Here is a 26,451-nt window from a genome sequence, read left to right on the forward strand (position 1 = left end):
TATCGAAAAGCGTTCTAATTGAACGCTTTTCCTCTTATTTTTGGTCTAACGCCGACTGAAATAAAGAAAAGTGTTGCTAAAAACAATGACACAAGTAATAAAAAGCTGAAAGATACTTCCAACTCTAAAAATAAACCGCCTAAAGTAGGTCCTAATAAGCTTCCCAAACTAAAAAAAATACCACAAAGTAAATTCCCGGTCGGTAACAACTCTTTTGGTGCTAAGTCAGACATGTAAGAAATCCCCAAAGAATAAATGGAACCAACAAATAGTCCAGCTGTAAAGAACATGCCAAGCACACCGATTAATGATGCTTCTAAAAAACTAGCAATTAGAAAGGCTGTTGCTCCGCCACTAAGTGTAATTAAAAAAACAGCCCTTCTTCCAATTCGATCAGAAAGCATCCCTAAAGGTAACTGTGAGACGAGTCCGCCCACTGAAAATGAGGCTAGTAAAAATGATACCGACGTTTCAGCGAATCCGCTCCTTAATGCATACACAGGATAGACGGCATTTAGAGAAGACTCCAAAAACCCGTAACCAAACGGCCCCAAAAATGCGAGCCAAGCAACTGCAATCGTCATTTTAAAACGCTTAATGGTTCCCCCTTTTTCCTGTTTACCTTTTATGACATCTGGAAAATCATTTTTCAAGAAAAATACGAGTGACCAAGCGAGCATACATAAAAACCCTGAAATGATAAAGGGCAATCCTTCAAAAATATTGATAAGCGGAACAAATAAGGGACCTACTGCAAAACCTAGCCCAAATGACAGACCATATACGGCAATATTTCGACCTAGACGATGTGTAGGTGAAAAGCTTGTTACCCAAGTTTGCGATGCAAAATGCAGTGCATGGTCCCCAATACCAATCAGTAACCTTAGTATGTACCAAAAAACAATACTTTTCCATAAAGGAAAAAGCCATAAAGAAATAAATACAATCAATCCACCTATGACAATGACCGGCTTATATCCAAATCGACGAAGCGGTGCTTCCATAAACGGTGAAACGAGTAATGTCCCAATATATAACCCTGTTGCATTTAAGCCATTCATTGCACTCGACACGCCATCACGTTCAAAAATGACAGATATTAATGGCAACAACATCCCTTGCGAAAAACCCGAAATGGCCACAATGATGACCAGGATACTAAATCTACTTTTACTAATTGTTTTTTCAATCTCCATAAATATTCCGCTCCCAGTTACGATGAAATCTTGTCTCATTCTAACATATCCGAAAGCCAAGTCATGCGCTTTTTTATGCCTGTACACGGATTTGAGTATCACCGTAACGACGTTTTCACATTATTGAGACAGGTACATTAAAAAAAGAAGACCTTCGTAACTAGTAGACTACTCTAAACTGTAGACAGAACTAGCAAATGGTCTTCTTGTTGATTGTTCAAAAGCTTCAACTCAAACGATTGCTTTACTTTTTTCTTTTGCGTTTAGCGCTTGCTTTCTCTCACTCATAACAGCATTTATTTGTCCACCAAGCATAAGGATGATCGCAGAGAGATAGAGCCACATCATTAATACAATAATTGTACCGATACTTCCATAAGTAGTGGAATAATTCCCGTAACTTCCAACATAGAATGAAAAACCTAACGTTGTCACAATCCATCCAATTGTCGAAAAGGCAGATCCAAGTATGACACTTTTATAGTGCAACTTCAAATTCGGCACAATCCAGTAAATAAGTGAAAATACAAAGTATATGAGAATCGGCGGGATCACCCATCTTAAACTCGTCCATAACTTTAAAAACCCTGCCTCTAAACCTAAATATGAAAAGGCAAACACACCAATTTGTCGACCAAATACCGGTAATACAAGCGCTACAACAAGTACGGCGATTAGCATAATGGTAAACACAACCGACATGCCCCGTGCGATAATAAATGACCGGGACTCTTCCTGGAAATAGGATCGATTCAATGCCTTGGTTAATGCATTCATTCCCTTAGAAGCAGACCAAATCGTTGCGAGTATACCAAAGGAAAGTAATCCACCATTACGATTATTTAAGATTTCACCTAATGTCTTTTCAATGAGCGTTGCGACGCTTACTGGCGCATAGTCTCTTATAAAAAGAAAGATTTCAGACTGATCAAGATTTAAATAGGGCAACAGTGTAATCATAAAGATTAATAGAGGAAATAATGATAATAGAAAAAAGAAAGCGAGCTGTGATGCAAGACCAGTCACATCAACTTTCTTAATTCTAGTCAATAATTCCTTCATAAAACCGTTAAGCGTTGTGACATCAAATTGGTCAAGCTCGCCATCTTTCACATCATTCAAAAATCTACCGACAGCGGAATCATTCATAAATTTTGCCTTTTGATTTTTAACGTGTTCTTTGTGTTTAAGTTGTGATGATGCTGATTTCTTTTTGGTCTTAGGAGTTGTTGAAACGTCCCTTTCCATCGTTTTACCACTCCTTTCTTTGTCTAGTGCTTTCCTAATTCGTCTTGGGTTTGTTCATTGACAATTGCTTTATATTCATCTTTCGATTCAACAAAAGCTTCTTTTGTATCAACAACTAACTCTTTCACTTGAGGTGTAAGCTGCTTGATTTCGTCAACTTTTTCTTTTATATAGGACGCGTCCTCAGAAAACTTCTCATACATAGTTTCGTACTTGTCCTTTTTCTCTTGGATTTTTAACTTCAAAGCATCTGTATTTTGTGAATAATAACGAACTGTCGAGAACATTTTCTTGGATTTTCCTACTACTTGATTACGGGTTGATCTGTCTAATAAACTTGCCGCACCACCAAGAAGTGCACCTAAAACAATATACGTACCAAATTTATTTTTTCCCATTAAAAGTCCTCCAATTTTCAACATTTTCAATGATTTCATTATACCCTTTACAAGTCAGAAGAAAACATATTTATCTTATCATAAAAAAAAGCTTGACTACTCACTCAATTTTCGTAAAATTGAAATAAGTTTTCAAGAAATAGAAGATCAAGGAGGAAGTATATGAAAATCGACACGAGCTAGAGATATTTCGTTCACCAAAAAACATTATCGGCAAGTTAAGTGATGAGCAGATGATAGAAATTTAATAAGAAAACAGGAGGGAAAAAGAATGCTAGAATTACTCGATAGAATCGGTGGGTTTGTATGGGGGCCGCCTTTACTTATTTTACTTGTCGGAACAGGTATCTTTTTAACATTTAAGCTCGGTGTCATTCAACTGAGGTTATTACCGTACTCTTTAAAGCTCGTCTTCTCGAAAAACCAAGACAAATCGTCGGAAGGAGATATTTCCCACTTCCAAGCGTTAATGACCGCAATGGCTGCAACAGTCGGAGTTGGTAATATTGTCGGAGTTGCAACAGCGGTAGTCTTAGGTGGTCCTGGGGCAATCTTTTGGATGTGGGTAGCTGGATTTTTCGGGATGGCGACGAAATACGGTGAAGCAATATTAGCAGTGAAATACCGTGTGAAAGACGCAAAAGGACAAATGGCTGGGGGGCCAATGTATTATCTTGAACACGGCTTAAAGCAAAAGTGGTTAGGGGTTTTATTTGCAATATTTGGCGCCCTTGCTGCGTTCGGGATTGGAAACGGGACACAATCCAAAGCAGTAGCAGACATTATGTCGAGTACATTTTCAGTTCCACATTGGATAACAGGTGTTGTACTCTTTGTCATTGCTGGAATGGTTCTTTTAGGTGGAATAAAAGTAATTGGACGCGTTACTTCTTTTTTCGTTCCAATTATGGCTCTTTTCTATATCATTGCAGGTCTAATTGTCATGGTGATGAACATTCACCTGGTGCCTGAAGCATTCGGGATTATTTTCAAGTTTGCTTTCACAGGAGAAGCAGCCGCAGGTGGAGCGATCGGAGCAGCAATTCGTTTTGGGGTCGCACGTGGACTCTTCTCCAACGAAGCAGGTCTTGGTTCAGCGCCAATTGCAGCGGCAGCGGCTAAAACAGATTTACCTGGTCGTCAAGCACTCGTCTCGATGACACAAGTTCTATTTGATACATTAATTATTTGTTCGATTACTGGGGTAACGATTGTCATGTCTGGACAGTGGAAAGATACTTCAATTCAAGCAGGTGCGCTAACAGCAGAAGCATTTGGAACATTTCTAGGAGGAGCCGGCCCGATCATTGTAGCAATCGGATTAATATTCTTTGCTACATCGACGATTTTTGGTTGGGGTTACTACGGGGAAAAATGTTTCCAGTACCTATTTCCAAATGAAAAGGCAGTTATGGGTTATAGAGCCGTATTCGTATGCTTTATCTTGGTTGGTGCAACAGCTTCGCTTGACGTCATTTGGGCTTTAGCTGATGTACTAAATGGACTCATGGCAATTCCGAACTTAATTGGACTTCTTGGATTGTCTGGTGTCATTATTTTAGAAACAAAGCGATTCCAAGACAAACTAAAAGCAGAAAGAGAGAATACTACGAAGGAATAATTTTCAATCTATTTGACAGCTAATAGAAATCATGTAATGATTAGTAGCAATTAAGGAAAGGTGGCTACGAATCATGGACTTGACAAAACCTACCTATGAGAACATTTCATTTATAGTTGAACAAATAAAAGAAAAACTTCGTATGGCTAACGTCGATGCGATGAAACCTGAAAGTTTTAAAACTGAAAAGTATGACGAATTACTGTTCATGTATGAAATGGTTATGAAACGTCAACACATCAGTTCCAATGAAGTAGAAGCAATCGCTGCCGAACTTGGGGCATTGCGTAAATAAAGTACAACTTCACTCAGCGGAGGGGTTTCATCCCCCACTGAGTGTTAGTTGAATTTATCGGGCTGTTACAGGCTGTTAATCTTCTACATATGCTTAGCGTCTGCGGAATAAAAAAATAGGGTCGCCACCAAGCTGTTCTACTTACGGTTATGGGATACCCTTTTTTTCTTCCTAGATCATTGTTTTATTCAATTGGATTTATCGTACCATCTTGTAATATAAGTGGTTTAATTAACACTTCTACACGACGATTTTTACTTCTACCTTCCGCTGTGTCATTATCACCTATCGGTTGAAATTCCCCGTATCCTTTTGCACTAAACAATAAAGGATCTACGTGTTCATTTTTCATGATCAGTTTTAATAAATTAACGGCACGCATAACACTCAAATCCCAGTTCGATGAAAACTCCGCACTATTCATCGGTACATTATCTGTGTGCCCTGCTATCACAATCTGTCGTGGCGGATCGAATACTAACAACTCCGCTAATTCAGCCGCAAGCGGCAAATATTCTTCTTTAATAGCCGCACTTCCCGGATTAAATAAAATACTATCCCGAATGGTAACGAGGAGTCCCTCTTCTGTCATTGTTGTTTCAAATTGATTTTCCAGTTCGTGTACTGCTATATACTCATCTACGCGGTTCCGAATTCCCTCTAAAGATTTCTGATCCTCGATGTAGGAGTTTATCTCTTCCCGATCACTTATATATTCTTTTGGGATTGGTGCAGAACTTGGTGCAGAATGATCCATAATCCCCTTTCCGCCATCAAATATTTCATTGAAAACGGCAGACATCTCTTCTAATTTTTCCGCGTCTATTGAACTGGATGCAAAAAGGACAATAAATAATGCCAAAAGCAGTGTCATTAAATCAGCATAAGGTAATAGCCAAGATTCATCTATTTTTCCAGAATCCTTCTTTCTTCTCTTACGTCTCCTCGACAACTTGGCCAGCCTCCCTTTCATCCCGATCGCTTGTAGCCAATTTGCGTCTTTCTTCCAATGAAAGGTAAGATGATAGTTTCTGTTCGATGACACGAGGAGCTTCACCTTCAAGTACGGATAATATTCCTTCAATCATCATCATCTTTTGGCGTGATTCTTCAGCCGATTTTCGTCGAAGTTTATTCGCAAATGGATGCCAAAGCACATAACCTGTGAAAATCCCAAGTAGCGTTGCAATAAATGCTGCTGAAACTGCTGCGCCTAATACGTTAATATCATTTAAATCCTTTAGCGCGGCAATCAGCCCTACAACCGCACCTAATACACCGAGCGTAGGTGCGTATGTACCGGCTTGTGAAAATATGAGGGCACCCGAAGCATGTCGATCCTCCATCGCTTCCACTTCTTCACTCAGTACATCTCGAATATAATCCGCGTTTTGCCCATCTATTGCGAGACCAAGTCCATTTTTTAAAAATGGATCATCTATATCTTCCGTTTTTGCTTCTAAAGATAATAAGCCTTCACGTCGCGCCACATCGGCCCATCTCGAAAACATACGGACAACCTCAGAATCTGATGCTAGTTTTTGCTCTTTAAAAAGTATCCCAAATAGTTTAGGCACTCTCTTCAATTCACTTGTCGGAAATGCAATAATGACTGACGCTGCAGTTCCTAAAAAAATAATGAGAACTGCCGCCATATTAAATAAACTCTCTAGCATAACGCCTTTCATTACCATTCCAACGACAAGCGCAACGATCCCAATTACGAGACCGATTACTGTTGAAAAATCCATCTGAAGCCCCCCAAATATTCCATTCTTATTTTTATTTCGGCTTAAATTCGACATTCTTTAGAACAGTCGATCGAATTCGGTATATTTCTTTTTAAAATATGACATTTCATTCACAATATACGTTGCACAGCAACTTTCTAAATTGTACTATTATACTGAAGGAACCAACACTTCAAGAAAATTAAATGAATCATATCGAACAAGTCCATACAAATCTAGTCAGACTTTTATGTACTTGCCAATAAAGAAGGGAGATATTCATCATTGCCTACATTTGAACAACAACTTCATCATTATGCCGAATTAGCTGTAGAAGTCGGGGTCAACATTCAACCCGACCAGATTCTTTTTATCAATGCTTCCACAGATTCTGTTGAATTCGTTAGACTCATTACTGAAAAAGCATACGACGCAGGGGCTCGCCAAGTCATGGTGGACTTTAGTGACGATGTTTTATCACGTCTTCGTTTTGAAAAAGCGCCGGAGGATTCTTTTGCTGAGTTTCCGGAATGGAAAGTACTTGAACGAGAAAAGCTTGCTGAAAAGGGTGCAGCATTTATGAGCATCGTGTCTCAAAGTCCTGATTTACTTAGCGGTATCGATCCAACACGTATTGCTACTGCTCAAAAAGCTTCTGGCCAAGCACTTGATAAGTTTCGCCAATTGCTACAAGCTGATACATTTAGCTGGACAGTAATTGCAGCCCCCTCTCCAGCATGGGCTGCAAAAGTTTTTCCGAATTTACCAACTGAAGAACAAATTCCTGCATTATGGAATGCCATTTTTAAAGCTGTGCGCGCCAACACTGAAAATCCAGTGGAAGCATGGGTAGAACACGATAAAACTTTACATGAAAAAGTAGACTATTTAAATGATAAACGCTATGCAAAACTACATTATCGTGCACCAGGAACAGATTTAATAGTAGATCTTCCTAAAGGTCATCTTTGGTGTGGCGCTGGGAGTGTCAATCGTCAAGGTCATTCGTTTATGGCCAATATGCCAACGGAAGAAGTATTCACCGTCCCGCATAAAACAGGTGTAAACGGCTACGTATCAAGCACAAAACCTTTAAGTTATGGTGGAAACATTATCGATAATTTTAAATTAACATTTCAAGATGGACAAGTTACAGAAATTAAAGCAGAACAAGGCGAAGATGTTCTTCAGCAACTTATTGATACAGATGAAGGTGCCAAATATCTTGGCGAGGTTGCGCTCGTTCCACATGCATCGCCAATTTCCGAGTCCAACATTTTATTTTTCAACACACTTTTCGATGAAAATGCATCGAATCACTTCGCATTAGGAAGTGCCTATGCGTTTTGTTTAGAAGGTGGGAAAACAATGCCACGCGAGGAATTGGAAGAACATGGGTTAAATCAAAGTATTACACATGTGGACTTTATGGTTGGCTCAGAAGATATGGATATTGATGGCATTTTAGAAGATGGAACTGCCGAACCGATATTCCGTAATGGTAACTGGGCATTTTAACAGAACGATAACGGGAATGTTTGCATTTTGTCACAATTCTAAAATATATCGTATCCCCCCCTTAATTTTTCCAACATTCTATTGTATAATAAAATTAAAGAGATTAGGATGATAGAGAGGGGTCAAAGAAATGGGCTTAATGTACTTAACAGTAATCGGATATATGGTATTAATGGGTCTATCTGCAGGATTTATCATGCACTACCTCATTCAAGCGTTCGATTCTAAGCAAGCGACTATTATAGATTCAAAACCAGATACAGATTACTAATATTTATGTAACCGCGTTCATTATCGACTTTTCGATATTGGGCGCTTTTTCTTTTTCTAGTAACGCTAAATAAACTGAACTCACCAATCGTACACTTTTTTTAATACTGTCTCTTTTAATATTTCTTATCTTTTTGTACAATAAAAGAATCACATATAGATTGGAGCACGATTATGGCACTTCTTACAGAAATTCTTCAATTTAACGAAATGTTCGTGGAAGAAAAACAATATGAACAGTACGTGACAACAAAGTTTCCTGATAAACGCATTGTCATCCTAACATGTATGGATACACGTCTAACTGAGTTACTTCTCAAATCAATGAATTTTAAAAATGGAGATGTCAAACTGATTAAAAGTGCCGGCGCAGTCGTCACTCATCCCTTTGGCGGTATTATGCGAAGTCTTATCGTTGCAGTTTACGAGCTTCAAGCTGATGAAGTCTTTATCGTTGGGCATCACGATTGTGGTATGAGCTCAATTGACACAAAGAAAATCATTGGGCATATGGTTGACCGCGGTATCGACAGTAGTCTCTTTAATACGCTTAAATATTCAGGTATCGATATGAAAGAATGGCTCCACGGCTTTAATGATGTCACTGAAAGCGTGAAGAACAGTGTTGACTTGGTAAAAAATCATCCATTAATGGATCCTGAAGTTCCTGTGCATGGCCTCGTGATTGATCCTGAAACAGGGAAATTAGACACGATCATCAATGGATATGAATAAATCCCCCTTATTTCTATCTGATATTTCCCGGGAAATCGACAGTAAATTTGCGATTAAATTTATCTGTTCGCCTAACGACAAACTTGCATACTCTTAAACACTGATTTAAAAAGCCGACTCCTCGTTAAAGGAATCGGCCTTTTATTTTTGCTATTAATTTCCGTAAAACAGTCTTACCCTTTCAGAAATCATCTTCGAGGATTGCATACATATAATGGTCTTCCCAAACCCCGTTAATATAAAGAATTTTCCTCAATAACCCTTCGCGCAAATAGCCCGATTTTTCCAGCACAGCTATCGAGCCAGCATTTCTTGGTGACACATACGCCTCTACCCGATGAAGTGCCACTGAGTTAAATGCAAATGCTGTCACCAGGCGTAATGCTTCGGTGCCAATTCCTCGTCCAATTTGTCTTTCATCTATTGAGTAACCGACAAATCCACTTGAAAAAGGAAGCCGCTTAATACTATAAAGTGATATATGTCCGATTAACTCACTTGTTTTCGCATCAAAAATCCCGAAATTGTATTCTCGCCGATCTCGCATTTGATAAATTGATTCTCTTATTTTCTCCCGCTGTCTCGATACTGTGTAAAAACCAGGTTCTTGACGAGGTTCAAATACAGACCAATATTTTTTATTGGCGATTAATACTTTCGTAAACATTGTTGCATCGTCTTCAGTCAAAATGCGTAAATAACATTTTTCACCTTCTAATAAAATCATCTAAATCAACCTTCTTCGGCTGTTAGTTCTAAAAATTCCTCAACGTCTTTCACACAAAGTGCGACACCTTTTGCCCAAAAAGCTTCTTGTGTGATATCTTCACCGAGGTGCTTCATCGCAAGTTCTTCTACAGTCATCACTGCCGTGTCGCGCAACAACGCCATATACTTCTCTTCGAAACCTGCGCCTTCTTCAAGTGCTTTTGCATAAATACTTAACGAGAATAAATACCCAAACGTATATGGAAAATTGTAAAACGGAACTTGAGTAATGTAGAAATGTAATTTTGAAGCCCAGAAATGCGGATGTGTTGTATCAAGCGCATCACCATATGCTTCTCGTTGTGCTTCTTCCATTAGCGTGTTCAAACGAGCGGCTGAAACAATCCCTTTACGACGTTCTTCATAAAATCTCGTCTCAAACAAAAATCTTGCATGAATGTTCATGAAGAATGCAACACTACGTTGAATTTTATCTTCGAGTAATGCAATCTTTTCTTCTTTCGTTTCTGCTGCTTTCACGGCCGCATCTGCAACAATCATCTCTGCAAAAGTCGATGCAGTCTCTGCAACGCCCATCGCATAGCCTCTATTTAACCAGTGTACAGGACGAAGCACATAGGAGTGGAAAGCATGTCCAAGCTCATGAGCGAGTGTCGCAACGTTGGACATCGAGCCACTATACGTCATGAAGATTCGGGATTGTTCTGACATCGGCATCCCTGTACAGAAACCGCCTGGTCGCTTATTCGCACGGTCTTCTGCCTCAATCCAACTATCCTCGAATGCCATTCTTGAAAATGATTCAAGTTCAGATCCGAACTCTCCAAAATGCTTAAGGATGAATTCTGCTCCTTCTTGGTAAGGCATCGTTTTCGTTGATTCTGTAACCGGTGCCTCTAAGTCATACCAATTCATCTTTTCCGTTCCGAGCATTTCTGCTTTCACGTTCAAATAATTTACGAATGGTTCTTTATTCGCTCCGATTGCTCCCCACATCGCATTTAATGTGTCTTCACTCATTCGGTTACGAAGAAGTGGTTCTTTTAATACGGAATTCCACCCACGTTTTTCATAAACTGCTAATCTGAAGCCAGCTAGGTGGTTAAGTGTTGTAGCAAAGAACTCTTCCTTGTCTTTCCAGGCAACTTCTAATTTTTCAAAGGACTCTTTTCGAACAGCTGCGTGTTGACTTGAACTTAAGTTAGACGCTTGACCAACAGATAACTCTTTTACTTCACCATCAACTTCAACTTTTACTTTAATATCCGCAACAAGTTGGTCATAAAGTTGTCCCCAACTATGATAACCATCTACACTTAATGCTGTGATTAGACTTTCTTCTTCTTCAGATAGTTTTATCGCTACCTCTTCCCGCCATTCATTTAACACGAAACTGAATTCGTTCAATTCCGTGGATTCCATTAATTTTGCCCATACATCACTGTCTACCTTGGCGAGTTTTTGTTGAAATTTCAACATAACCGTCTGAAATTCTGCACCGAGTGCCCCTACTTCACCTTGTAAAAGCAATGCCTTTTTATCCGTAGTGTCGGCAGCTAAATAACATCCAATGACTGCTCCCGCTTGCCTTAAATTCACGGCTGTGTCTTTTACCAATTCAATTAAGCGAAAGACTTCTTGCGATTCATTCACTGATGTTGGTATATCAAATATATCAATATTTTCTTTTACCACATTTATTTTTTCTTTCACATTATCAAGATGTGTACGTAATTCGGGTGAACTACTCCCACCTTTAAAGAAAACATCTAAATCCCAAACTTCCGAATACTTCATCTGTATTTTTCCCCCTCTTACGTTTCCAATTTTCTAAATAGATACTTCTATTGTAGCATGTAATTTCGATATGCGAACCAATACATTTTGCTACGAACTGATATTTGTGACGAAAACTTCACACTTTTTACCGTAAAACACAATTTTCCTCTGTATACTTATAGATAGGAGGATTTTAACATGATTCGATTTTTTAGTATGGCAATAATTCTTTTCGTTAGTCTTATCGTTATTGGCACTGCAGAAATCGTTCCTTTTAATGGAATCACCGCTATTGAAATTATGAATAGACTCCCTGTGCTGTTAACACCTGCAAGCTATGTGTTTCTGATTTGGATCCTAATATATATTTTCTTAGTGACTTGGCTCCTCGGATTCTGGCGACATCAACGACGACAATCAGGAAAAGTGTTCAACATTAGATTTTTGTTTTTCATCATAAGCTTACTATTCAATATGCTTTTGATTCTCCTATGGCATTATGAGTTCTTTATGTGGGCAATTATTATAATGGTTGGATTGTTACTTACCATCTCTGCCATTTATTTTTCATATCCCAAAACCGAAAACCTCATTTTGTTTCGCGTACCAATTTCAATATTTTTCGGTTGGAGTGTATTTTCTTTTATTATTTTAATTAATTATACGTTGGTATTTGTCGAATGGAGTGGCTTTGGAATTAGCCAATCATTATGGGCCGTCATCTTTTTAACACTAGCAACCGCAATCGCCCTTCATTTTTTATATCATTATGAAGATAAGGCATTTAATATTGTTTTTATGTGGGGATTTATTGGAATCGCAGTAAAAAATGGATTCGATTCTCTATTCGTGACTACTGCTGCATTGTTCTTAACCGCCGTCATTGGTGCATGCTTTTATCTATTCAAAAATAAACAGGTATCTGCCAGCGAATGACACAATATGTATTTTAAAAAACGCCTTTCTCCAAAAGTATAGAGAAAGACGTTTTTTTATGCTGTTTTTAATAATCTTGGTGCGCTTGTAAATAGCAAACTCGCCACAATGCTACATAATAAAATAGAAGGTATCATGTAACTTGCATTGTAGACTAAAGAATATAACCAAACCGGCTGGCCAGCAGGAGCATATTCTCCGAAGAATACAATTCCTCCAACGAAATGAATAAAGAATCGTAGAAGACCACCAATAACCGAACCGATGACAATCGCTGCAACCATACTCCCTTTGCGCCCTTTGGCCATACTATTTGCTAACCAAATTCCAGTAATTGCTGCAATCCCAACCAATGTATAAGCTAACGTATAATCCATTAAAGCCTGCGCCCAATGAAATATCGTCCCACCAGTAATCAGTTGTAATAAACCGCTTAGAAATCCTGTTAGTAAACCACCACTGATGCCCCAACGGAATGCCATGACAATAATTGGTAGCATAGACAGTGTAATTGAACCACCTTGTGGCATGACAAAAACCGTAAGTTTATCTAAAATAAATGATAAAGCCCCGAGTATGGCTACCTCCATTAAAAACTGTAATCTTTTCCTTTGCATAACAATTTTCCTCCCTACATGTCTTGTAGAGATGTAATGAACAAACCCGTTCTCTTATATTTTCTCGACACCATTTATCTTAAAGCCGTAATAAATTGCCTAATGTTTTAAATCTAACAGCGCAGTAGGGTACCTACGCACTACATCAAGATTTACAAAGGTATTCCAAACTTTATCGTGTCTTAAGCAAAAAAAATAGACATCCCGTGTAGAACGGAACATCTTCATATAAGGCGAAGTGTGCTTCACTTCGACAACATGTCTGTTTCCATCCACATCCCTACGCAAGTATGAACTTACAGGTTCAAAGGGTCAGAACAGATTGTTCTTTCTCAGCCAATAGGCTCCCCTTGTGGTAATACTTATCAGTTTAATTGTATAAGAGTTCACTATATTAAGCAAGCTATACTTATATGCCCCTAGCTTTGGAAGGAGGTTTTCATTTTTATGTCGAATAAAAAAATATTAAGTGCCCTTTGTTATTTTAGTGTATTCTTTTTTCCTTTATTATTACCGTTTGTAATCTATTTCGTTTCTGAGGAACTAGAAGTTAAATATCATGCAAAACGCTCCCTTATTTCACACTTTGTTCCAGTTGTTATATTGATTTGTGGTGTGATTATTTTCTCCTTTTCCATGCTTACTGTTGAGAAGAGAATGATGACGATTGTCAACGGTAGTTTTGACTTTTGGAGCATAGCCCCTTTTCTATTCACGCTTATTTATAGCTTGTTATTTATTGTGATTATTATTTGGAATGTCTTTCAAGGTGTAAAGGTGTTAAAATAACAACTTCATTCAAAATTGGTCCTGAACTCTTTTTTTAGAGTACAGGCTTTTTTTATTTCTAATTTTTATATGGTATAGTGTAGGATGTAATTAAATGAACGGTAAGAAAGGATTTGTTTTGAATGATTGCTAAAACAGAACAAGATATAAATGGACTTAAAAAAATCGGTAAAATTGTTGCAGAAATAAGAGATGCAATGAAAAATGCAGCAGTCCCTGGCATAACGACAAAAGAATTAGATGAGCTGGGTGGCCGTCTTTTCAAAGAAAAAGGTGCTGTTTCTGCGCCAATTTCCCAATATGACTTTCCGGGATATACATGCATTAGCGTTGAACATGAAGTTGCACACGGCATTCCTGGATCGCGCGTGATTAAGGATGGGGACATTGTAAATATCGACGTTTCTGGATCTTGCGATGGGTACTTTGCTGATACGGGTATTTCTTTTGTCGTTGGGACGCCAGATGAGCGTAAACAAAAATTATGTGATGTTGCGCAAAGCGCGTTTGATCGTGCAATGACACGTGTAAAAGCAGGATCTAATCTAAGTGGTATTGGAAAAGCAGTTGAGCGAGAAGCGAAAAGCCACGGACTTAACGTAATTCGTAATTTAACAGGTCACGGCATTGGTACTGCCTTGCACGAGGAACCTCAACATATTTTAAACTATTATGATGCATGGGATAAAACGCTTTTAAAAGATGGCATGGTTCTTGCAGTTGAGCCATTTATCTCTGAAAAAGCGGAAAACATCGTTGAACTGGGAGATGGCTGGACATTCGTTACGCCGGATAAATCATTAGTTGCCCAAGTTGAACATACAATTATCGTAACAAAAGATAAGCCGATTATTTTAACACAACTATAATACCAAAAGCGGAAGGCGACGTTTAGCATCGATAGGCACTGGAAGACTTACCACAAAAGGCATCTTTTCGCCTTTTTGGAAAGGCTGAAGTGTCCCGAGAGGCTGTCGCCTGGAGCTAGATGAATCAAAAGCGGAAGGCGACGTTCAGCCTCGACAGGCACTGGAAGACTTACCACAAAAGGCATCTTTCCGCCTTTTTGGAAAGGCTGAAGTGTCCCGAGAGGCTGTTGCCTGGAGCTAGATGAATCAAAAGCGGAAGGCGACGTTCAGCCTTTCTACATGTAAAAAGCTATCATTGAAATTCAGGCACTGGGGACCGTTTATGAGACACAAAGAAAACACCTTTTTAGGCAACCAATTGTCGGTAATCTACCGGCGATTGGTTGTTTAGTTTCGTTTGAATTCGGATATTGTTATAATAGTTAATGTAATCTTCGACGATTTGAATAACACAGGCATTGGTTGTGCTATGTATGTCGTCGAGATAGAACGTTTCAGACTTTAGGGTGGAATGAAACGCTTCGATTGGGGAATTATCAACAGGCGTGCCTTTGCGGGACATGCTCATGGTAATTCCTTTTTCTTTTATCTGTTTTTGATACTCATAAGAAGTATAAACAGCTCCTTGATCACTATGTAATATAATATCTTCTGGTAGTGAATCAAGTTGATTAAGTGTGTCTAAAACACATGATAAATTCTGTTTACCATCAATCGTATAAGCAATAATTTCTCCATTGTATAAATCCATAATACTTGAAAGATATAACATCGATTGTCCAAAAGGCAAGTAAGTAATGTCAGTCACTAATTTCTGTAAAGGTGCTGTGGCGTGAAAATCCCGATGTAGTATATTATCCGCTACATAAGCAGGCTGACCTGTAACCTTACGTTTTTTCACCTTAACACGACATGACCAACCATATTTTTGCATCACTTTCTGGACGGTTCTCTCGCTGATTCCAGGCATTAATGCAGCGATTTTTCTGTATCCATATCTGAATTTATGTTCCGTGCATAGCTTTCCAATCTCTTCATCACGCTTTGCCTTACTATTTTCTTTTCTACTCTCTTTTTTCCAACGATAATAAGTTGATCGAGCGACTCCCATGTGTATACAAATTTCCTTAATTGGCATCTTATCTTTAAGTTCTTCAACCAGTTCTACAAATGCTTGTCCAACCACTTCCTCTCCAACTCTTTGTACTTTTTTAAAACTTCGATTTGTTGCTTCAAATAACGATTTTCGGCTGCTAAACGTTGTTCGTTTGACCCATATTCTGGTCCCTTTCCAAAACTATATTGCTTGCCAACTGGTTGATAAAGTCGGTGAATTTCGCCCTCTCGATACCATTTCATCCAAACTTTTAACTGTGAATGATTTTTGATGTTCAGCTCTTCTAATACTTGTTTTACTGGTACTCCTGCTAAACGCATTTCAATCGCCTTCATTTTCACCTCATAAGGATAACTCACTCTTGTTCCCATACAAAAAGCACCTCCACGTTGTATTTAGGTATGGTATACCCGTTTTTCAACGAAAGGTGCTTTTATTTGTCTCATTTTCTTAAGTCAGTGCATTCAATTCAATGATAGCTTTTTTTATTTTCTTCTTATATTTGGTTTTTCTTGTAATTTCCCATGTCGCCAAGTTTTTTCAGTTGGATGTAAACCTTTCGTAAGTTTGCGATAATCTCCTTCTTCGTGAGGCGCAAGTAATGTCAATACTTCTCCATCCTCTCCAGCGCGTCCTGTTCTTCCTGAACGATGTAAATATTGCTCAATTGTATGGGGTACATCTACATGAATGACATGTGTTAGCCCTTCGATATCTAGACCTCGAGCAGCTAAATCGGTGGCAATTAAAATGCTTGACTTTCCTTTACGGAAGCTTTCCAATGCTTGTTGTCGCTCAGCTGATCGCATATTAGAATGTAAAACAACAATCGGCGCTTTATTATAAAGCAGCTTTGCCTCTTTCATCCAAACTTGATCTACATTATTTACAAAAGCGAGCGCATGGATATTTGGTAAGTGAGAAAGCCCTCTTAAGAGATCCGTTTTATCACGTACTGGTGTTTCGATATATGAATGTGTGACTGTGCCTGCGCGCGGAATATGTTTTGCCGCCAGCTTGATGTGTAGCGGTTCATCCATAAATTCATTCGCAACACGTTCGATTTCATCCGTAATTGTTGCCGAGACAACGATAACCTGCCTATCTGGATTTGCTCCGCTAATCATGTTTTTAATTTTAACGCGGTGTTCACGTGATAATAAGACATCACCTTCGTCAAGCACAATATGCCGTATATCAAATAGCTTCAACTTTCTAGATTGACTTAATTCCATTAATCGCCCTGGTGTTCCGACAACGATTGTGGGTTTCTTTTTCAAGCGTTCGATTTGGCGTTTAACGTTTGCGCCTCCAATTAATGGTGCAACTGTTATCGCAGTACCTGCAATCCACTCTCTAATGACATCGGTAATTTGCATCGCGAGTTCTTGGGAAGGCACAACGATTAACGCTTGTGTTTGCTTTTTTGTACCATCGACAAGATGCAAAATTGGCAGTACATAAGCGAGCGTTTTCCCTGTTCCAGTTGGCGACTCGGCAACGATATCATTTCCATCAAGTACTTCAGGCACCATCTTTGTTTGGATGGGCATTTCATTTTTAAACTTCCACTTCTCTTGAAAAACTGTATCCATCTTTTCTACAAAAGACATTGTTATCCCTACTTTCTCCTAGTGATTCAATCTTAATAGATCCGCTACATTGAAGCCTTTGCTGAAAAAACATCCAGTAACCGACCTTAGGCGCTACTGGATGTCTTTTTTTATTTTACTTTATAACCACAACGTTGGATTGCTGTTTCCGCTAATACGAGTAATGAATCAATACAATCCTGCAATTGTAACTCTTGACTGACAATGGAGAGTTCTGTACACCCAAGAATTACTTCATCACATTGAGCGTCTTCCATCGCTTGCCGGATGATTGCCCATTTTTCTGGATCAGCTGGTTTCCCAGCTTTAATATCGTCGTAAATCATTGACATGACGACTGCTTGTACGTCTTCATGAGGTACGACTGCCTCCATATCAAAACGCTCACAAGCCGCTTGGTAAATACCTGTTGAGATTGTTCCAGTTGTACCTAGTATGCCAACACGACGTGCTCCTTTTTCTTTGGCCCTCATCGCTGTTTCTTGAATCATATCGATGACTGGAAGTTCAATCCCTTGCTGAATTTCATTCAAAAATGAGTGAGCAGTATTACAAGGAATCGCAAGAATTTCTACACCCGCCTCTTGTAGTCGTTTCGCATCTGATACGATGACTGGAACTGGATTTTCTCTACTTTCACCTAAAATAAAAGCTGTTCGGTCGGGGATGTTCGTATTATTTGTAATAACCATATTTACATGGTCTTGGTCCTTCTCTGCGGCTGTACGCCTTACGATAATTTCGCCGATAAACATGGTTGCAAGCGGACCTACACCACCGATAATTCCTAATGTTTTTTTCTTCATTTATTAAGACAAACCTTTGTTGTTAAAATATTTTTTGTATTTCCTGTAGTAATTTAATCTGTTTAGTGTCAATTTAATCCATCTAACAATGTTAAAATCTTTATTGTAAAAAAGCGAGTTTGTAGACTTGCCTGCTGCAATTAATTGTTTCGCTTTACGTTTTAACGTTGCATTCTGTGTATACTTAAAAAGAACTCCCTTTGGAATAATTAACCATAAATGCTCATCTTTTGCGTAAGTTAGCGGTAATTCTTTATCATAGATATGGTCTTCTGTTACATACTTCATCAAGTTATGTCCACTAGCGGAGACGTAATAACTACTACGACCATTTCTTAAGTTTATCTCGAATAATTTATATTGACCATCACGTTCATCATATTTCATATCGAAATTGGCGAAGCCTGTATACCCGATATCCTCCAAAAATATACGAACCTTATCTAATAGTTCCTTATCAAAGGTATTAATAATGGCAGCATAACTTCCAATTCCTTCAGGTGAATGTTCTTCTAATATTGGATTTCCAAGAGACATTAACTTAACTTTTCCATCTTTTCCCACATATGCATTTAATACTCGCATATAGGAATCATCCCCCGGAATGAACTCTTGGATTGTTAAATTATCTTTATAAGTAGAACTATAAATAGCATCAATGATTGCCTTTTTTTCTGCTTCGTCATGTGCAACAAAAACTTTTTTCTTTCCTGGGAATGAACAATTCCAATAAGCAACAGAGTTCGATGCTTTAATAATGATTGGATAATCGAAATTCATTTCAAAAGTATCTTTATTTTCATACGTACAAAGCGTTGTTTTGGGATAAGCAAAGTTGTATTGCTCACAAATCTCATAAAAATTCTCTTTCAGTACAAGTCGTTCCATTAACGATTTATCAATATAAGGAATTGCAAAATGCTGGGTTAACTTTTCCTTATTGTTAATAATCAGTTTTGCATAGTCATCTCCGCATGCCAACAATAATAATTTCCTATCTTTGTACTCCTCTGCAATTTTTAATATCGCTGGTAAGAATACATCTTGTTCATTTAGCTTCGGAATCTCACGAATTTCAATAATATTACTATTTGCCGTTGCAGTAAGTGTGGCACGCCCGAGGACGAGCGATTTTATCCCATATGCTTCATGAAACGAACGAGCCATTCCATAAGCATTCATATCCGATCCTAGTAATACAGGAACAAATATTTCGTTTCCAACTGTCATTTATCGTCACTCATTTCTAAAATAATCGAAAATAATATTTAGGGAAATTAACTTTAAGTTACTATTAGTTTCCTGTATTCTGTTCGTTAGAATTCAGGATTTTACATTTTACCATTCAGTTAAGATACTATCTAATTTTATCATAAGCAATTCAAGAGCGCTATGTATCTCCTTTCCTGTTTTCTTTCTTCCATAAGCTGTCGCCTTTCGTCAATAATTGAACGCACTTTTTTACAGTTTGAAGGGATATACTTTTCAATTTATAGTCGAACTATACTATAATCAAAATTGAGCAATCAGAAGTGGTTGCCTCTCATTCCAATTTGGAGGGATAAGTTTGACAATTTTCTTAACAGGCTCAACAGGATTTCTCGGTGGCAAATTACTTAATAATTTATTACAATCGACTGACCATACATTATATGTACTTGTCCGAAACTTTGAAAGAGCAGAACGAACGATTCGTAAACTACCAGATGGATCTGCAGAGCGTATTCGTCTTTTTAAAGGTGATATTACGCAAGAAAATTGCGGTTTGTCACAAGCAGACATTGAAGAAATTAAAGGAAACGTGGATATTGTTTACCATCTTGCTGCTCTAGTCAAATTTGACGAAGCGTTACGAGACGAACTATTTTCAATTAATTATGATGGGACAAGACAAGTACTAGAACTTGCTAAACAACTTGGCGTTTCTAAGTTCTATTATATTAGTACAGCCTATACGATTGGGAAACATGATTACGGCGTAGAGAAATTGTATCCAATTGAGGCAAAAGGTCATAATCCTTATGAGGAAAGCAAAGTAAAATCTGAACATCTAGCGTTTTCTTATGCCAATGATTTTGACGTTTCAATTTTCCGTCCATCCATTATTGTTGGTGACTCCAATACCGGAGAAGCCGATTCGGAATTTACTTTGTACGGCTTTATGCGTGCACTCGATGTATTTAAAAGACGTATAGCACGGGCATCCGAAAGCACCAATACCGTTTACCATGTAATCGGCAGTAAAGATGCTACCTCTAACTTTGTACCTGTCAATTACGTGGCTGATATATTGGCAATCGCTGAAAGTAAAGCCGAACCAAATACGATTTATCATATTACAAACCCTAAGCCGGCTACAAACTATGATATCTTAACGCTTATTAAAAATGCCCTTGATTTTAATCAATTGGAAATTATTGAAGACACGAAAAATACGATATTAAGGCCAGAAGAAGAGCGATTAAATGAGATGATTGACGTTTTTAATGTGTACTTGTCTAGGTCATTTGATTTTGACGATACAAATACACAAAAACTTATACAAGACACGCAAATATCGCATCTTAATATGTCTCATGATACATTAAAAATGATTATCAATGCCTATTTTGACCTTAATGACTAAATGCACTCTTGCTCATTTGAGGTGTTTAATTTTTTGCGAATTGGAGAAAGTAATTGTACATCCATAAATAGAATGGAGGTACATTGATGAGCGAGAATACGAAAAATGATAAATCCGCACATTATGATTGGGCGCAAAACGCAGAAAATGCGGCAAAAAAAGCAGAGGCAGAAATCAATAAAATCAAGAAAGAAGCACAAGAAGAATTCAATAAAAATAAACCAAACTTAAAATAACAAACATCCAGCACTTTCTATAAGTGCTGGATTTTTTTATGTTAGTCCACCTTCTTTAATTCATCTCTGTCAAATTGAGCTCTTGAAAATCCACGTCCTAAAATTTCCGATGCATTTAAGAAAATGACAAATGACTCGGGTTCTTCTTCTTGCAGTAGCTTCTTAAAATAGACCGCTTCTGACTGTTCAACAACGCATAGAATCATTGTTTTTTCTGCATTTGAATAGCCACCGATTGTTTTTACTTTTGTTAATCCGCGGTTCATTTCATTTTTAATAATGGATTGTATTTTTTCATCCTTGTCCGTAATAATAAGAATTAATTTTGTTGGCGATGTTTGTAACTGAACGAAGTCAATTACTTTACTTGTCACATAGATTGACATTAAAGCAAACAATGCAAGTTCAAAATCAAATACAAACGCTGATGTGACAACAACAAATCCATCAACAACAAGTTGTGAAAACCCGCTTGATAGTCCAGTGTACTTCTTTAATATTTGTGCAATGAGTGTCGTTCCGCCCGTTGACCCGTTCCCACGATAAACAATTCCTAAGCCAACGCCTAAAACAGCCCCACCATAAATGGCACTTAACAAGGGATTCTCAACAGTCAATGCCATGTCCCCCGTTATCCAAATCACAAATGGGACGGACAATGTACCAACAAAAGTTTTAACACCAAACTCTCTACCGACAAAAATAACGCCGATAATGAGAAGCGGAATATTAATTAACCATTGAACATACGCAGGGTTGAATTGAAAGAGCTCATATAGAATCGTACTCATGCCCGACACACCGCCAGCTGCCAGACGTGCCGGCAAATAAAAGATGTTATATGCTAAACCAACGAGCGCTGCCCCTACGATAATTTGTATGTATTCAAAAGTAACCGATTGTTTAAATTCGCGAATCATAAGCCAAAATTCCTCCATTCCATTCAACTTGTTCATTTTACCAAAAAAAATGGCCTCCGTCTTTTCAAAAACAAAAAAAGAATAGGATAACTCTTAATTCGAGAGGAATTTGCCTTCACTTCAAATACGAAGTAATGAAGGATTAGACACAAAAAAGCATTGTCCCGAAAGGACCGAAGTCATTTCGAGGAAACAATGCTTTGATTATGATCAGTTAAAAATCTTCTTCATTCGTAATATAAATTAGGTTCCAGCTATCTGATTCAACCAAATCAGCACTCTTCATACGTTCCCCATGACCAAGAACGACTTCATCATCAATCACTGCGACAATCATCGCTTTTATGCCATTATCTAAATTGATGTAAATGTCTCCAACGGAAGGTTTTACAGCGGCTTCTTCTGCTGCTTTCTTTTCTAACATACGTTCCTCTTCACGTTGTTCCTCAGTAATTTGTGCATGGTCTTTATAATCGATATTGCGGCTATCAGGATCTACTCCTGGAGACATCACCATAAATTCTTTTGGTTTTACTGTATTCAGCAAAGTGGTATACACTTTGTTATCAATTAATTCAGCTACTTTTTCAAATTCATTTAACGAGTAATTGTCTAAGTGACCTGGATCCGGATGGGTAATTAAAATATAACCATCTACCTCGGCCTGCTTATCTTTTCGCAATGTATATCTATTCCCTAATAACATGAAAGAGTCCAGATGCTGCGGTCTATGCAATGTGAGATTTTCTGCTCTAGACGCTACTTGTTCCATATCTTTGATACGGTACATGAGGACTGGCAGCCTTGAGAGAGGTCGCACAGAATACACTTTGTGTAGCTCGTTTTTATAATAGACAAATTGTCCTCTTCTTACTTGTAATAAATTCATTTATCTTCCTCCTATGCACTAAATACTATACTCTCCACATGATTAAGATACCATTCATTGTCATCAAATTCGAGATAATGGCCTTTAAAAGTTTTCATGCCTAAACGATCACCATAAATTCCATGGATATTCGCTTGGTGGCGGCGATTGTACACTGACCAATTCTTTGGTCGTCGGATGCGGAAATTCAAGCAAATTTGCCCATAATGCAATCTGCTGCCCTTTTTGGTTCTGTTGTTGCCCATACTTTTGATCTCCAAACAATGGATGGCCAATTGTAGAAAGTTGAACCCGTATTTGGTGAGAACGACCCGTATGTAGTTTCACCGCTAATAAACTAAGTCCTTCCCGACTTCCCAACAGCTCATATTCCAGAACGGCTTTCTTCGCTCCTTTATAATTTTCTGGAACGGAACGAACGATATTCCTTGAGGTGTCTTTATATAGAAAATGTTCTAGTTTCGCCTTTTCCTTTTTCGGCGTTCCTCTTACGACCGCTAAATATCTTCTTTCTAATTGGTTTCTACGAATAACATCCGATAATCTTGATGCCGCCTTCGACGTTTTCGCAAATACCATGACGCCGCCAACTGGGCGATCCAAGCGGTGAACGAGCGCCAAATAAACATTTCCTGGCTTATTATAACGAACTTTAATGTCTTCTTTTAAAATCGTTAGCAGATCTCTATCTCTACTCGCGTCTTCTTGCACCGGAATATTCACCGGTTTTTCTACGACAAGTAGATGATTATCTTCATATAAAATATTAATTTTCATTCACTTGATACTCCTTTAATTAATAAACCTTATCTCGCTATTTATTGTAATACAACAAGGAGTTTTTACATAAAGATAGCCTTTACTTACAGAAATGTTTTATTGGGTTCGTTTTTCTATTCCCTTAAAGTTCAGTTTGTAACCATTTCACTATGTTTAAACAATCAAAAAAAGTGGGAGAAGGCTATTCTATCACCTTTTCCCACTTTAGCAATCCCCCTAATTTACTCCCACACTGGGTCTTGCGGTTGATTTCCAGTTAAAACCGCTACTAAGTTTTCCGCTGCCCGCATAGCCATTTTTTCTTCTGTTTTTGCTGTCGCAGAGCCAATATGTGGAACTGTGATGACGTTTGGCAACGTTAATAATGGATTATCCGCATTAACTGGTTCCTTTTCAAACACGTCAAGTCCAGCTGCTAAAATTTCTCCATTTTTCAATGCGCGAATTAATGCTTGTTCGTCAACAGTTTGTCCTCGTGATACATTAATAAAGACGGCGGATTTTTTCATCACTTTAAACTCTTCTTCCCCAATTAATTGGAAAGTCTCCGACGTTAAAGGTGTCATTAATATCACATAATCGGATTCCGCTAAAAGTGTTGGTAAATCTCGATACGCCGCCTCATATTTCTTTTCCGCATCAGGTTTTCTCGTACGGTTATGATAAAGAACATCCATCTCAAAACCGAATTTAGCTCGCCTTGCAATCGCTTCACCGATTCGTCCCATTCCAATAATCCCCAATGTGGCACCATGCACATCTTTTCCATATGTATCCGAATAAACAGTTGTAGGCTTCCAATTTCCTGCTTTCACAAATTTATCTAACTCAACAATTCTACGAGCAGACGCTAAAAGTAATGCAAAAGCTAAATCTGCAACAGTTTCGTTCAATACATGCGGTGTATTCGTGCCGATTACATTTCTTTTACGCATCGCCTCAACATCAAAATTGTTGTAGCCAACAGACACATTACTGACGACTTTTAAGTTTGGTGCATGACTTAATAGACGTTCATCGATTCTTCCCGTTGTGCTTCCTGACGTGTAAAGTCCATCAATGTTTTTTATTTCTTCTAACAGTACTTCTTCAGGTACTCTGCCTTCTCCGTCCCACTTATGAAGTTCACAATGCTCGGCAATATAATTCTCTACCTCTTCTGAAACTGGATAGGTCAAAAAAACTTTTGGCTTCATAGTACTCTTCCCCTCTTCTAAACAAATCTTTAGATAATTGTAACACATCTAATAACCTGACAAAGAAAGGAATTCGCGACTCAGCAAATTAAAAAAGCGCTAGCACACTTTAGTACCAACGCTTCATTTTCTTAACCTACAAAATGTCTAGACACCTTTTTCCCGTCATACGAATAGACAATGTCTCTCCCTTTTACAACTGTTTCCATATGCACAATGCGTCCCCATAGCCGATAAATATAAGGCAAAACATTTTCCAAATAAGGAACGTCGAGCTCTGTCCCTTCATATCTATGCACTAAATACAATTCACCGTTCAATAAATAATCTCCATTTTCAACGACAATATAAGGAAACCCGCCGTTCACACGCATTGAAACGAGTTGTTCACGTACATTTTCATAATCTTTATCGGTAATTTTATAATCTCCGCCTTGCTTTTGAAACAAATACATATCTTCACGCTGCACTAATTCTTTTGTTAAATAGTTCCGAATAAATGAAGCATCTGACTCGATCTCTCTTACTTCAAAAATCTTTTCTCTTCCGGAATTTGGGACAATGCCTTTTTCCTGCATCTCTTTTGTTGGATCATTATAACGTTTTTCAATATCCTCGAATATTTTCAATCCTAAATAATAAGGGTTAATCGAGGTTTTAGATGGTTGTACGACATTGGCATTTAATTTGGCAAACTCCACCGTTTCATCTGCAGTTAAATTCATTTCCCTTAAAATTCTTTGATGCCAATAGGAAGCCCATCCTTCGTTCATGATTTTCGTTTCGAGCTGAGGCCAAAAGTAGAGCATTTCCTCCCGCATCATGGTCAAAATATCTCGTTGCCAATCCTCTAATTGACGACTATGTTGTTCAATAAATAATAATATATCTTTTTCCGGTATAAGCGGGAATTTCTTACTCTTTTTCTTTTTTTCATAAGGCTTTTTTTCTGCGTCTAATTGCCACAAGTCATCGTATTCCGTTTTACGAACAACATCCTCCGCTATATATTCCTCTTCTTCCTCCGCCGTTAACCTCCGATTGACAATAGAAGGATCGATGTGTTCTTGAATCGCAAGGACAGCATCTAAAAAGGTTTCGACTTCCTCTTTTCCATATTCTATCTCATACGCTGCGATTCGTTCTGCCGTCGCGGTCATACTTTCAACCATATCACGACGCGTATTCATGAAACGAATATTATTTTTAAAGAAATCGCAATGCGCAAGTACATGAGCAACAATTAATTTATTTTGAATTAAACTATTTGTATCCAATAAGAATGCATAACACGGATCGGAATTAATGACCAACTCATAAATTTTACTTAATCCTAAGTCATATTGAAGCTTCATTTTATGGAATTGTTTACCAAAGCTCCAATGTGTAAAACGAGTCGGCATTCCATATGCACCAAATGTATAGATAATATCGGCCGGGCAAATTTCGTAGCGCATCGGGTAGTAATCTAAGCCAAAACCATTTGCAATCTCAGTAATTTCATCGATTGCATTGTGTAACGCTTTTATATCAGACAA

The 26,451-nt window shown here is 38.1% G+C and carries 27 protein-coding genes and 1 riboswitch; of the genes, 10 read left to right on the forward strand and 17 right to left on the reverse strand.

Features of this window, described 5'->3' with window-relative positions; all coding sequences use genetic code 11:
- Positions 1–14: 14 nt before the first annotated feature.
- From AB1H92_RS13260 to AB1H92_RS13270, 3 genes are all read right to left on the reverse strand, one after another.
- Complete coding sequence (locus tag AB1H92_RS13260; protein ID WP_115363000.1) at positions 15–1,196, reverse strand: MFS transporter; 1,182 nt, start codon at positions 1,194–1,196, stop codon at positions 15–17.
- 231 nt (positions 1,197–1,427) lie between these two features.
- A complete protein-coding gene (locus AB1H92_RS13265) occupies positions 1,428–2,345 on the reverse strand; it encodes a YihY/virulence factor BrkB family protein (protein ID WP_115364162.1) in 918 nt (305 codons plus the stop codon).
- Positions 2,346–2,467: 122 nt separating this feature from the next.
- Positions 2,468–2,842, reverse strand: a complete 375-nt coding sequence (locus AB1H92_RS13270) for a YtxH domain-containing protein (RefSeq protein ID WP_115363002.1) — start codon at positions 2,840–2,842, stop codon at positions 2,468–2,470.
- Positions 2,843–3,113: 271 nt separating this feature from the next.
- On the opposite strand from AB1H92_RS13270, the gene AB1H92_RS13275 reads away from it, so the two are divergent.
- Complete coding sequence (locus tag AB1H92_RS13275) at positions 3,114–4,463, forward strand: sodium:alanine symporter family protein (protein WP_115363005.1); 1,350 nt, start codon at positions 3,114–3,116, stop codon at positions 4,461–4,463.
- A gap of 73 nt (positions 4,464–4,536) precedes the next feature.
- Positions 4,537–4,758, forward strand: a complete 222-nt coding sequence (locus tag AB1H92_RS13280; protein WP_115363006.1) for a DUF1128 domain-containing protein — start codon at positions 4,537–4,539, stop codon at positions 4,756–4,758.
- A gap of 184 nt (positions 4,759–4,942) precedes the next feature.
- Here the strand turns inward: AB1H92_RS13280 and motB are convergent, their stop codons facing one another.
- Positions 4,943–5,710 carry a flagellar motor protein MotB gene (gene motB, locus AB1H92_RS13285; RefSeq protein ID WP_115363008.1) on the reverse strand — a complete coding sequence of 256 codons (768 nt, stop codon included), beginning with the start codon at positions 5,708–5,710 and terminating at the stop codon, positions 4,943–4,945.
- Entirely contained in the window at positions 5,694–6,509 is an 816-nt protein-coding gene (motA, locus tag AB1H92_RS13290; protein WP_115363010.1) for a flagellar motor stator protein MotA, read from the reverse strand. The genes motB and motA overlap by 17 nt, the downstream gene beginning before the upstream one ends.
- A gap of 264 nt (positions 6,510–6,773) precedes the next feature.
- On the opposite strand from motA, the gene AB1H92_RS13295 reads away from it, so the two are divergent.
- From AB1H92_RS13295 to AB1H92_RS13305, 3 genes are all read left to right on the forward strand, one after another.
- On the forward strand, positions 6,774–8,006 hold the full coding sequence (locus AB1H92_RS13295; protein WP_115363012.1) for an aminopeptidase: 1,233 nt from the start codon (positions 6,774–6,776) through the stop codon (positions 8,004–8,006).
- 130 nt (positions 8,007–8,136) lie between these two features.
- Positions 8,137–8,277, forward strand: coding sequence for a hypothetical protein (locus AB1H92_RS13300; RefSeq protein ID WP_166739457.1), 141 nt, complete (start codon positions 8,137–8,139; stop codon positions 8,275–8,277).
- A 173-nt stretch (positions 8,278–8,450) separates the two neighbouring features.
- Entirely contained in the window at positions 8,451–9,011 is a 561-nt protein-coding gene (locus tag AB1H92_RS13305) for a carbonic anhydrase (protein ID WP_115363014.1), read from the forward strand.
- Positions 9,012–9,192: 181 nt separating this feature from the next.
- On the opposite strand, the gene AB1H92_RS13310 is transcribed toward AB1H92_RS13305, so the two are convergent.
- Together AB1H92_RS13310 and AB1H92_RS13315 are read right to left on the reverse strand one after the other, a co-directional pair.
- On the reverse strand, positions 9,193–9,738 hold the full coding sequence (locus tag AB1H92_RS13310; RefSeq protein ID WP_115363016.1) for a GNAT family N-acetyltransferase: 546 nt from the start codon (positions 9,736–9,738) through the stop codon (positions 9,193–9,195).
- 5 nt (positions 9,739–9,743) lie between these two features.
- Entirely contained in the window at positions 9,744–11,537 is a 1,794-nt protein-coding gene (locus AB1H92_RS13315; RefSeq protein WP_115363018.1) for a M3 family oligoendopeptidase, read from the reverse strand.
- Between the two features lie 180 nt (positions 11,538–11,717).
- Between AB1H92_RS13315 and AB1H92_RS13320 the strand changes: the two genes are divergently transcribed.
- Positions 11,718–12,455 carry a tryptophan-rich sensory protein gene (locus tag AB1H92_RS13320; RefSeq protein ID WP_115363020.1) on the forward strand — a complete coding sequence of 246 codons (738 nt, stop codon included), beginning with the start codon at positions 11,718–11,720 and terminating at the stop codon, positions 12,453–12,455.
- Between the two features lie 56 nt (positions 12,456–12,511).
- Here AB1H92_RS13320 and thiT read toward each other — a convergent pair whose 3' ends face one another.
- The gene (gene thiT / locus AB1H92_RS13325; protein WP_115363022.1) at positions 12,512–13,072 is read right to left on the reverse strand and encodes an energy-coupled thiamine transporter ThiT; all 561 of its coding nucleotides are present in this window, start codon (positions 13,070–13,072) and stop codon (positions 12,512–12,514) included.
- 260 nt (positions 13,073–13,332) lie between these two features.
- Positions 13,333–13,433, reverse strand: a riboswitch (TPP riboswitch).
- 86 nt (positions 13,434–13,519) lie between these two features.
- On the opposite strand from thiT, the gene AB1H92_RS13330 reads away from it, so the two are divergent.
- Positions 13,520–13,861: a DUF4870 domain-containing protein gene (locus tag AB1H92_RS13330; RefSeq protein ID WP_115363024.1), complete on the forward strand. Its 342-nt coding sequence runs from the start codon at positions 13,520–13,522 to the stop codon at positions 13,859–13,861.
- A 122-nt stretch (positions 13,862–13,983) separates the two neighbouring features.
- Positions 13,984–14,730, forward strand: coding sequence for a type I methionyl aminopeptidase (gene map / locus AB1H92_RS13335; RefSeq protein ID WP_115363027.1), 747 nt, complete (start codon positions 13,984–13,986; stop codon positions 14,728–14,730).
- A gap of 346 nt (positions 14,731–15,076) precedes the next feature.
- Here the strand turns inward: map and AB1H92_RS13340 are convergent.
- The 4 genes from AB1H92_RS13340 to AB1H92_RS13355 form a co-directional block, all read right to left on the reverse strand.
- Positions 15,077–16,218 (reverse strand): IS3 family transposase gene (locus tag AB1H92_RS13340; RefSeq protein ID WP_370475002.1). Its coding sequence is split into 2 segments (ribosomal slippage): positions 15,077–15,945 and positions 15,945–16,218, totalling 1,143 coding nucleotides; the frame shifts between segments, so codons are not numbered across the junction.
- A 114-nt stretch (positions 16,219–16,332) separates the two neighbouring features.
- Positions 16,333–17,460, reverse strand: a complete 1,128-nt coding sequence (locus AB1H92_RS13345) for a DEAD/DEAH box helicase (protein ID WP_115363029.1) — start codon at positions 17,458–17,460, stop codon at positions 16,333–16,335.
- Between the two features lie 110 nt (positions 17,461–17,570).
- The gene (locus AB1H92_RS13350; RefSeq protein WP_115363031.1) at positions 17,571–18,266 is read right to left on the reverse strand and encodes an aspartate/glutamate racemase family protein; all 696 of its coding nucleotides are present in this window, start codon (positions 18,264–18,266) and stop codon (positions 17,571–17,573) included.
- Positions 18,267–18,269: 3 nt separating this feature from the next.
- Positions 18,270–19,496, reverse strand: coding sequence for an ATP-grasp domain-containing protein (locus tag AB1H92_RS13355; RefSeq protein ID WP_115363033.1), 1,227 nt, complete (start codon positions 19,494–19,496; stop codon positions 18,270–18,272).
- A 337-nt stretch (positions 19,497–19,833) separates the two neighbouring features.
- On the opposite strand from AB1H92_RS13355, the gene AB1H92_RS13360 reads away from it, so the two are divergent.
- Positions 19,834–20,892: an SDR family oxidoreductase gene (locus tag AB1H92_RS13360; RefSeq protein ID WP_115363035.1), complete on the forward strand. Its 1,059-nt coding sequence runs from the start codon at positions 19,834–19,836 to the stop codon at positions 20,890–20,892.
- Positions 20,893–20,978: 86 nt separating this feature from the next.
- Positions 20,979–21,128 carry a hypothetical protein gene (locus tag AB1H92_RS13365; protein ID WP_166739456.1) on the forward strand — a complete coding sequence of 50 codons (150 nt, stop codon included), beginning with the start codon at positions 20,979–20,981 and terminating at the stop codon, positions 21,126–21,128.
- A gap of 41 nt (positions 21,129–21,169) precedes the next feature.
- Here AB1H92_RS13365 and AB1H92_RS13370 read toward each other — a convergent pair whose 3' ends face one another.
- The 5 genes from AB1H92_RS13370 to AB1H92_RS13390 all read right to left on the reverse strand — a co-directional run bounded on the left by AB1H92_RS13370 (position 21,170) and on the right by AB1H92_RS13390 (position 26,451).
- Positions 21,170–22,048 carry a YitT family protein gene (locus AB1H92_RS13370; protein WP_115363037.1) on the reverse strand — a complete coding sequence of 293 codons (879 nt, stop codon included), beginning with the start codon at positions 22,046–22,048 and terminating at the stop codon, positions 21,170–21,172.
- A 214-nt stretch (positions 22,049–22,262) separates the two neighbouring features.
- Positions 22,263–22,937 carry a hypothetical protein gene (locus AB1H92_RS13375; protein WP_115363039.1) on the reverse strand — a complete coding sequence of 225 codons (675 nt, stop codon included), beginning with the start codon at positions 22,935–22,937 and terminating at the stop codon, positions 22,263–22,265.
- Between the two features lie 108 nt (positions 22,938–23,045).
- Positions 23,046–23,714, reverse strand: coding sequence for an RluA family pseudouridine synthase (locus tag AB1H92_RS13380; RefSeq protein WP_115363041.1), 669 nt, complete (start codon positions 23,712–23,714; stop codon positions 23,046–23,048).
- Between the two features lie 224 nt (positions 23,715–23,938).
- Positions 23,939–24,913: a D-glycerate dehydrogenase gene (locus tag AB1H92_RS13385; RefSeq protein ID WP_115363044.1), complete on the reverse strand. Its 975-nt coding sequence runs from the start codon at positions 24,911–24,913 to the stop codon at positions 23,939–23,941.
- A gap of 131 nt (positions 24,914–25,044) precedes the next feature.
- A complete protein-coding gene (locus AB1H92_RS13390) occupies positions 25,045–26,451 on the reverse strand; it encodes a SpoVR family protein (protein ID WP_115363046.1) in 1,407 nt (468 codons plus the stop codon).

It is taken from the genome of Sporosarcina pasteurii (assembly GCF_041295575.1).
GTDB lineage: Bacteria > Bacillota > Bacilli > Bacillales_A > Planococcaceae > Sporosarcina > Sporosarcina pasteurii.

What these genes read in the sequence shown, in the direction of transcription:
- AB1H92_RS13260 (WP_115363000.1), bottom strand. Translation starts at nt 1,196, where the DNA reads ATGGAGATTGAAAAAACAATTAGTAAAAGTAGATTTAGTATCCTGGTC.
- AB1H92_RS13265 (WP_115364162.1), bottom strand. Translation starts at nt 2,345, where the DNA reads ATGAATGATTCCGCTGTCGGTAGATTTTTGAATGATGTGAAAGATGGC.
- AB1H92_RS13270 (WP_115363002.1), bottom strand. Translation starts at nt 2,842, where the DNA reads ATGGGAAAAAATAAATTTGGTACGTATATTGTTTTAGGTGCACTTCTT.
- AB1H92_RS13275 (WP_115363005.1), top strand. Translation starts at nt 3,114, where the DNA reads ATGCTAGAATTACTCGATAGAATCGGTGGGTTTGTATGGGGGCCGCCT.
- AB1H92_RS13280 (WP_115363006.1), top strand. Translation starts at nt 4,537, where the DNA reads ATGGACTTGACAAAACCTACCTATGAGAACATTTCATTTATAGTTGAA.
- motA (WP_115363010.1), bottom strand. Translation starts at nt 6,509, where the DNA reads ATGGATTTTTCAACAGTAATCGGTCTCGTAATTGGGATCGTTGCGCTT.
- AB1H92_RS13300 (WP_166739457.1), top strand. Translation starts at nt 8,137, where the DNA reads ATGGGCTTAATGTACTTAACAGTAATCGGATATATGGTATTAATGGGT.
- AB1H92_RS13305 (WP_115363014.1), top strand. Translation starts at nt 8,451, where the DNA reads ATGGCACTTCTTACAGAAATTCTTCAATTTAACGAAATGTTCGTGGAA.
- AB1H92_RS13310 (WP_115363016.1), bottom strand. Translation starts at nt 9,738, where the DNA reads ATGATTTTATTAGAAGGTGAAAAATGTTATTTACGCATTTTGACTGAA.
- AB1H92_RS13315 (WP_115363018.1), bottom strand. Translation starts at nt 11,537, where the DNA reads ATGAAGTATTCGGAAGTTTGGGATTTAGATGTTTTCTTTAAAGGTGGG.
- AB1H92_RS13320 (WP_115363020.1), top strand. Translation starts at nt 11,718, where the DNA reads ATGATTCGATTTTTTAGTATGGCAATAATTCTTTTCGTTAGTCTTATC.
- thiT (WP_115363022.1), bottom strand. Translation starts at nt 13,072, where the DNA reads ATGCAAAGGAAAAGATTACAGTTTTTAATGGAGGTAGCCATACTCGGG.
- AB1H92_RS13330 (WP_115363024.1), top strand. Translation starts at nt 13,520, where the DNA reads ATGTCGAATAAAAAAATATTAAGTGCCCTTTGTTATTTTAGTGTATTC.
- map (WP_115363027.1), top strand. Translation starts at nt 13,984, where the DNA reads ATGATTGCTAAAACAGAACAAGATATAAATGGACTTAAAAAAATCGGT.
- AB1H92_RS13345 (WP_115363029.1), bottom strand. Translation starts at nt 17,460, where the DNA reads ATGTCTTTTGTAGAAAAGATGGATACAGTTTTTCAAGAGAAGTGGAAG.
- AB1H92_RS13350 (WP_115363031.1), bottom strand. Translation starts at nt 18,266, where the DNA reads ATGAAGAAAAAAACATTAGGAATTATCGGTGGTGTAGGTCCGCTTGCA.
- AB1H92_RS13355 (WP_115363033.1), bottom strand. Translation starts at nt 19,496, where the DNA reads ATGACAGTTGGAAACGAAATATTTGTTCCTGTATTACTAGGATCGGAT.
- AB1H92_RS13365 (WP_166739456.1), top strand. Translation starts at nt 20,979, where the DNA reads ATGAGCGAGAATACGAAAAATGATAAATCCGCACATTATGATTGGGCG.
- AB1H92_RS13370 (WP_115363037.1), bottom strand. Translation starts at nt 22,048, where the DNA reads ATGATTCGCGAATTTAAACAATCGGTTACTTTTGAATACATACAAATT.
- AB1H92_RS13375 (WP_115363039.1), bottom strand. Translation starts at nt 22,937, where the DNA reads ATGAATTTATTACAAGTAAGAAGAGGACAATTTGTCTATTATAAAAAC.
- AB1H92_RS13380 (WP_115363041.1), bottom strand. Translation starts at nt 23,714, where the DNA reads ATGAAAATTAATATTTTATATGAAGATAATCATCTACTTGTCGTAGAA.
- AB1H92_RS13385 (WP_115363044.1), bottom strand. Translation starts at nt 24,913, where the DNA reads ATGAAGCCAAAAGTTTTTTTGACCTATCCAGTTTCAGAAGAGGTAGAG.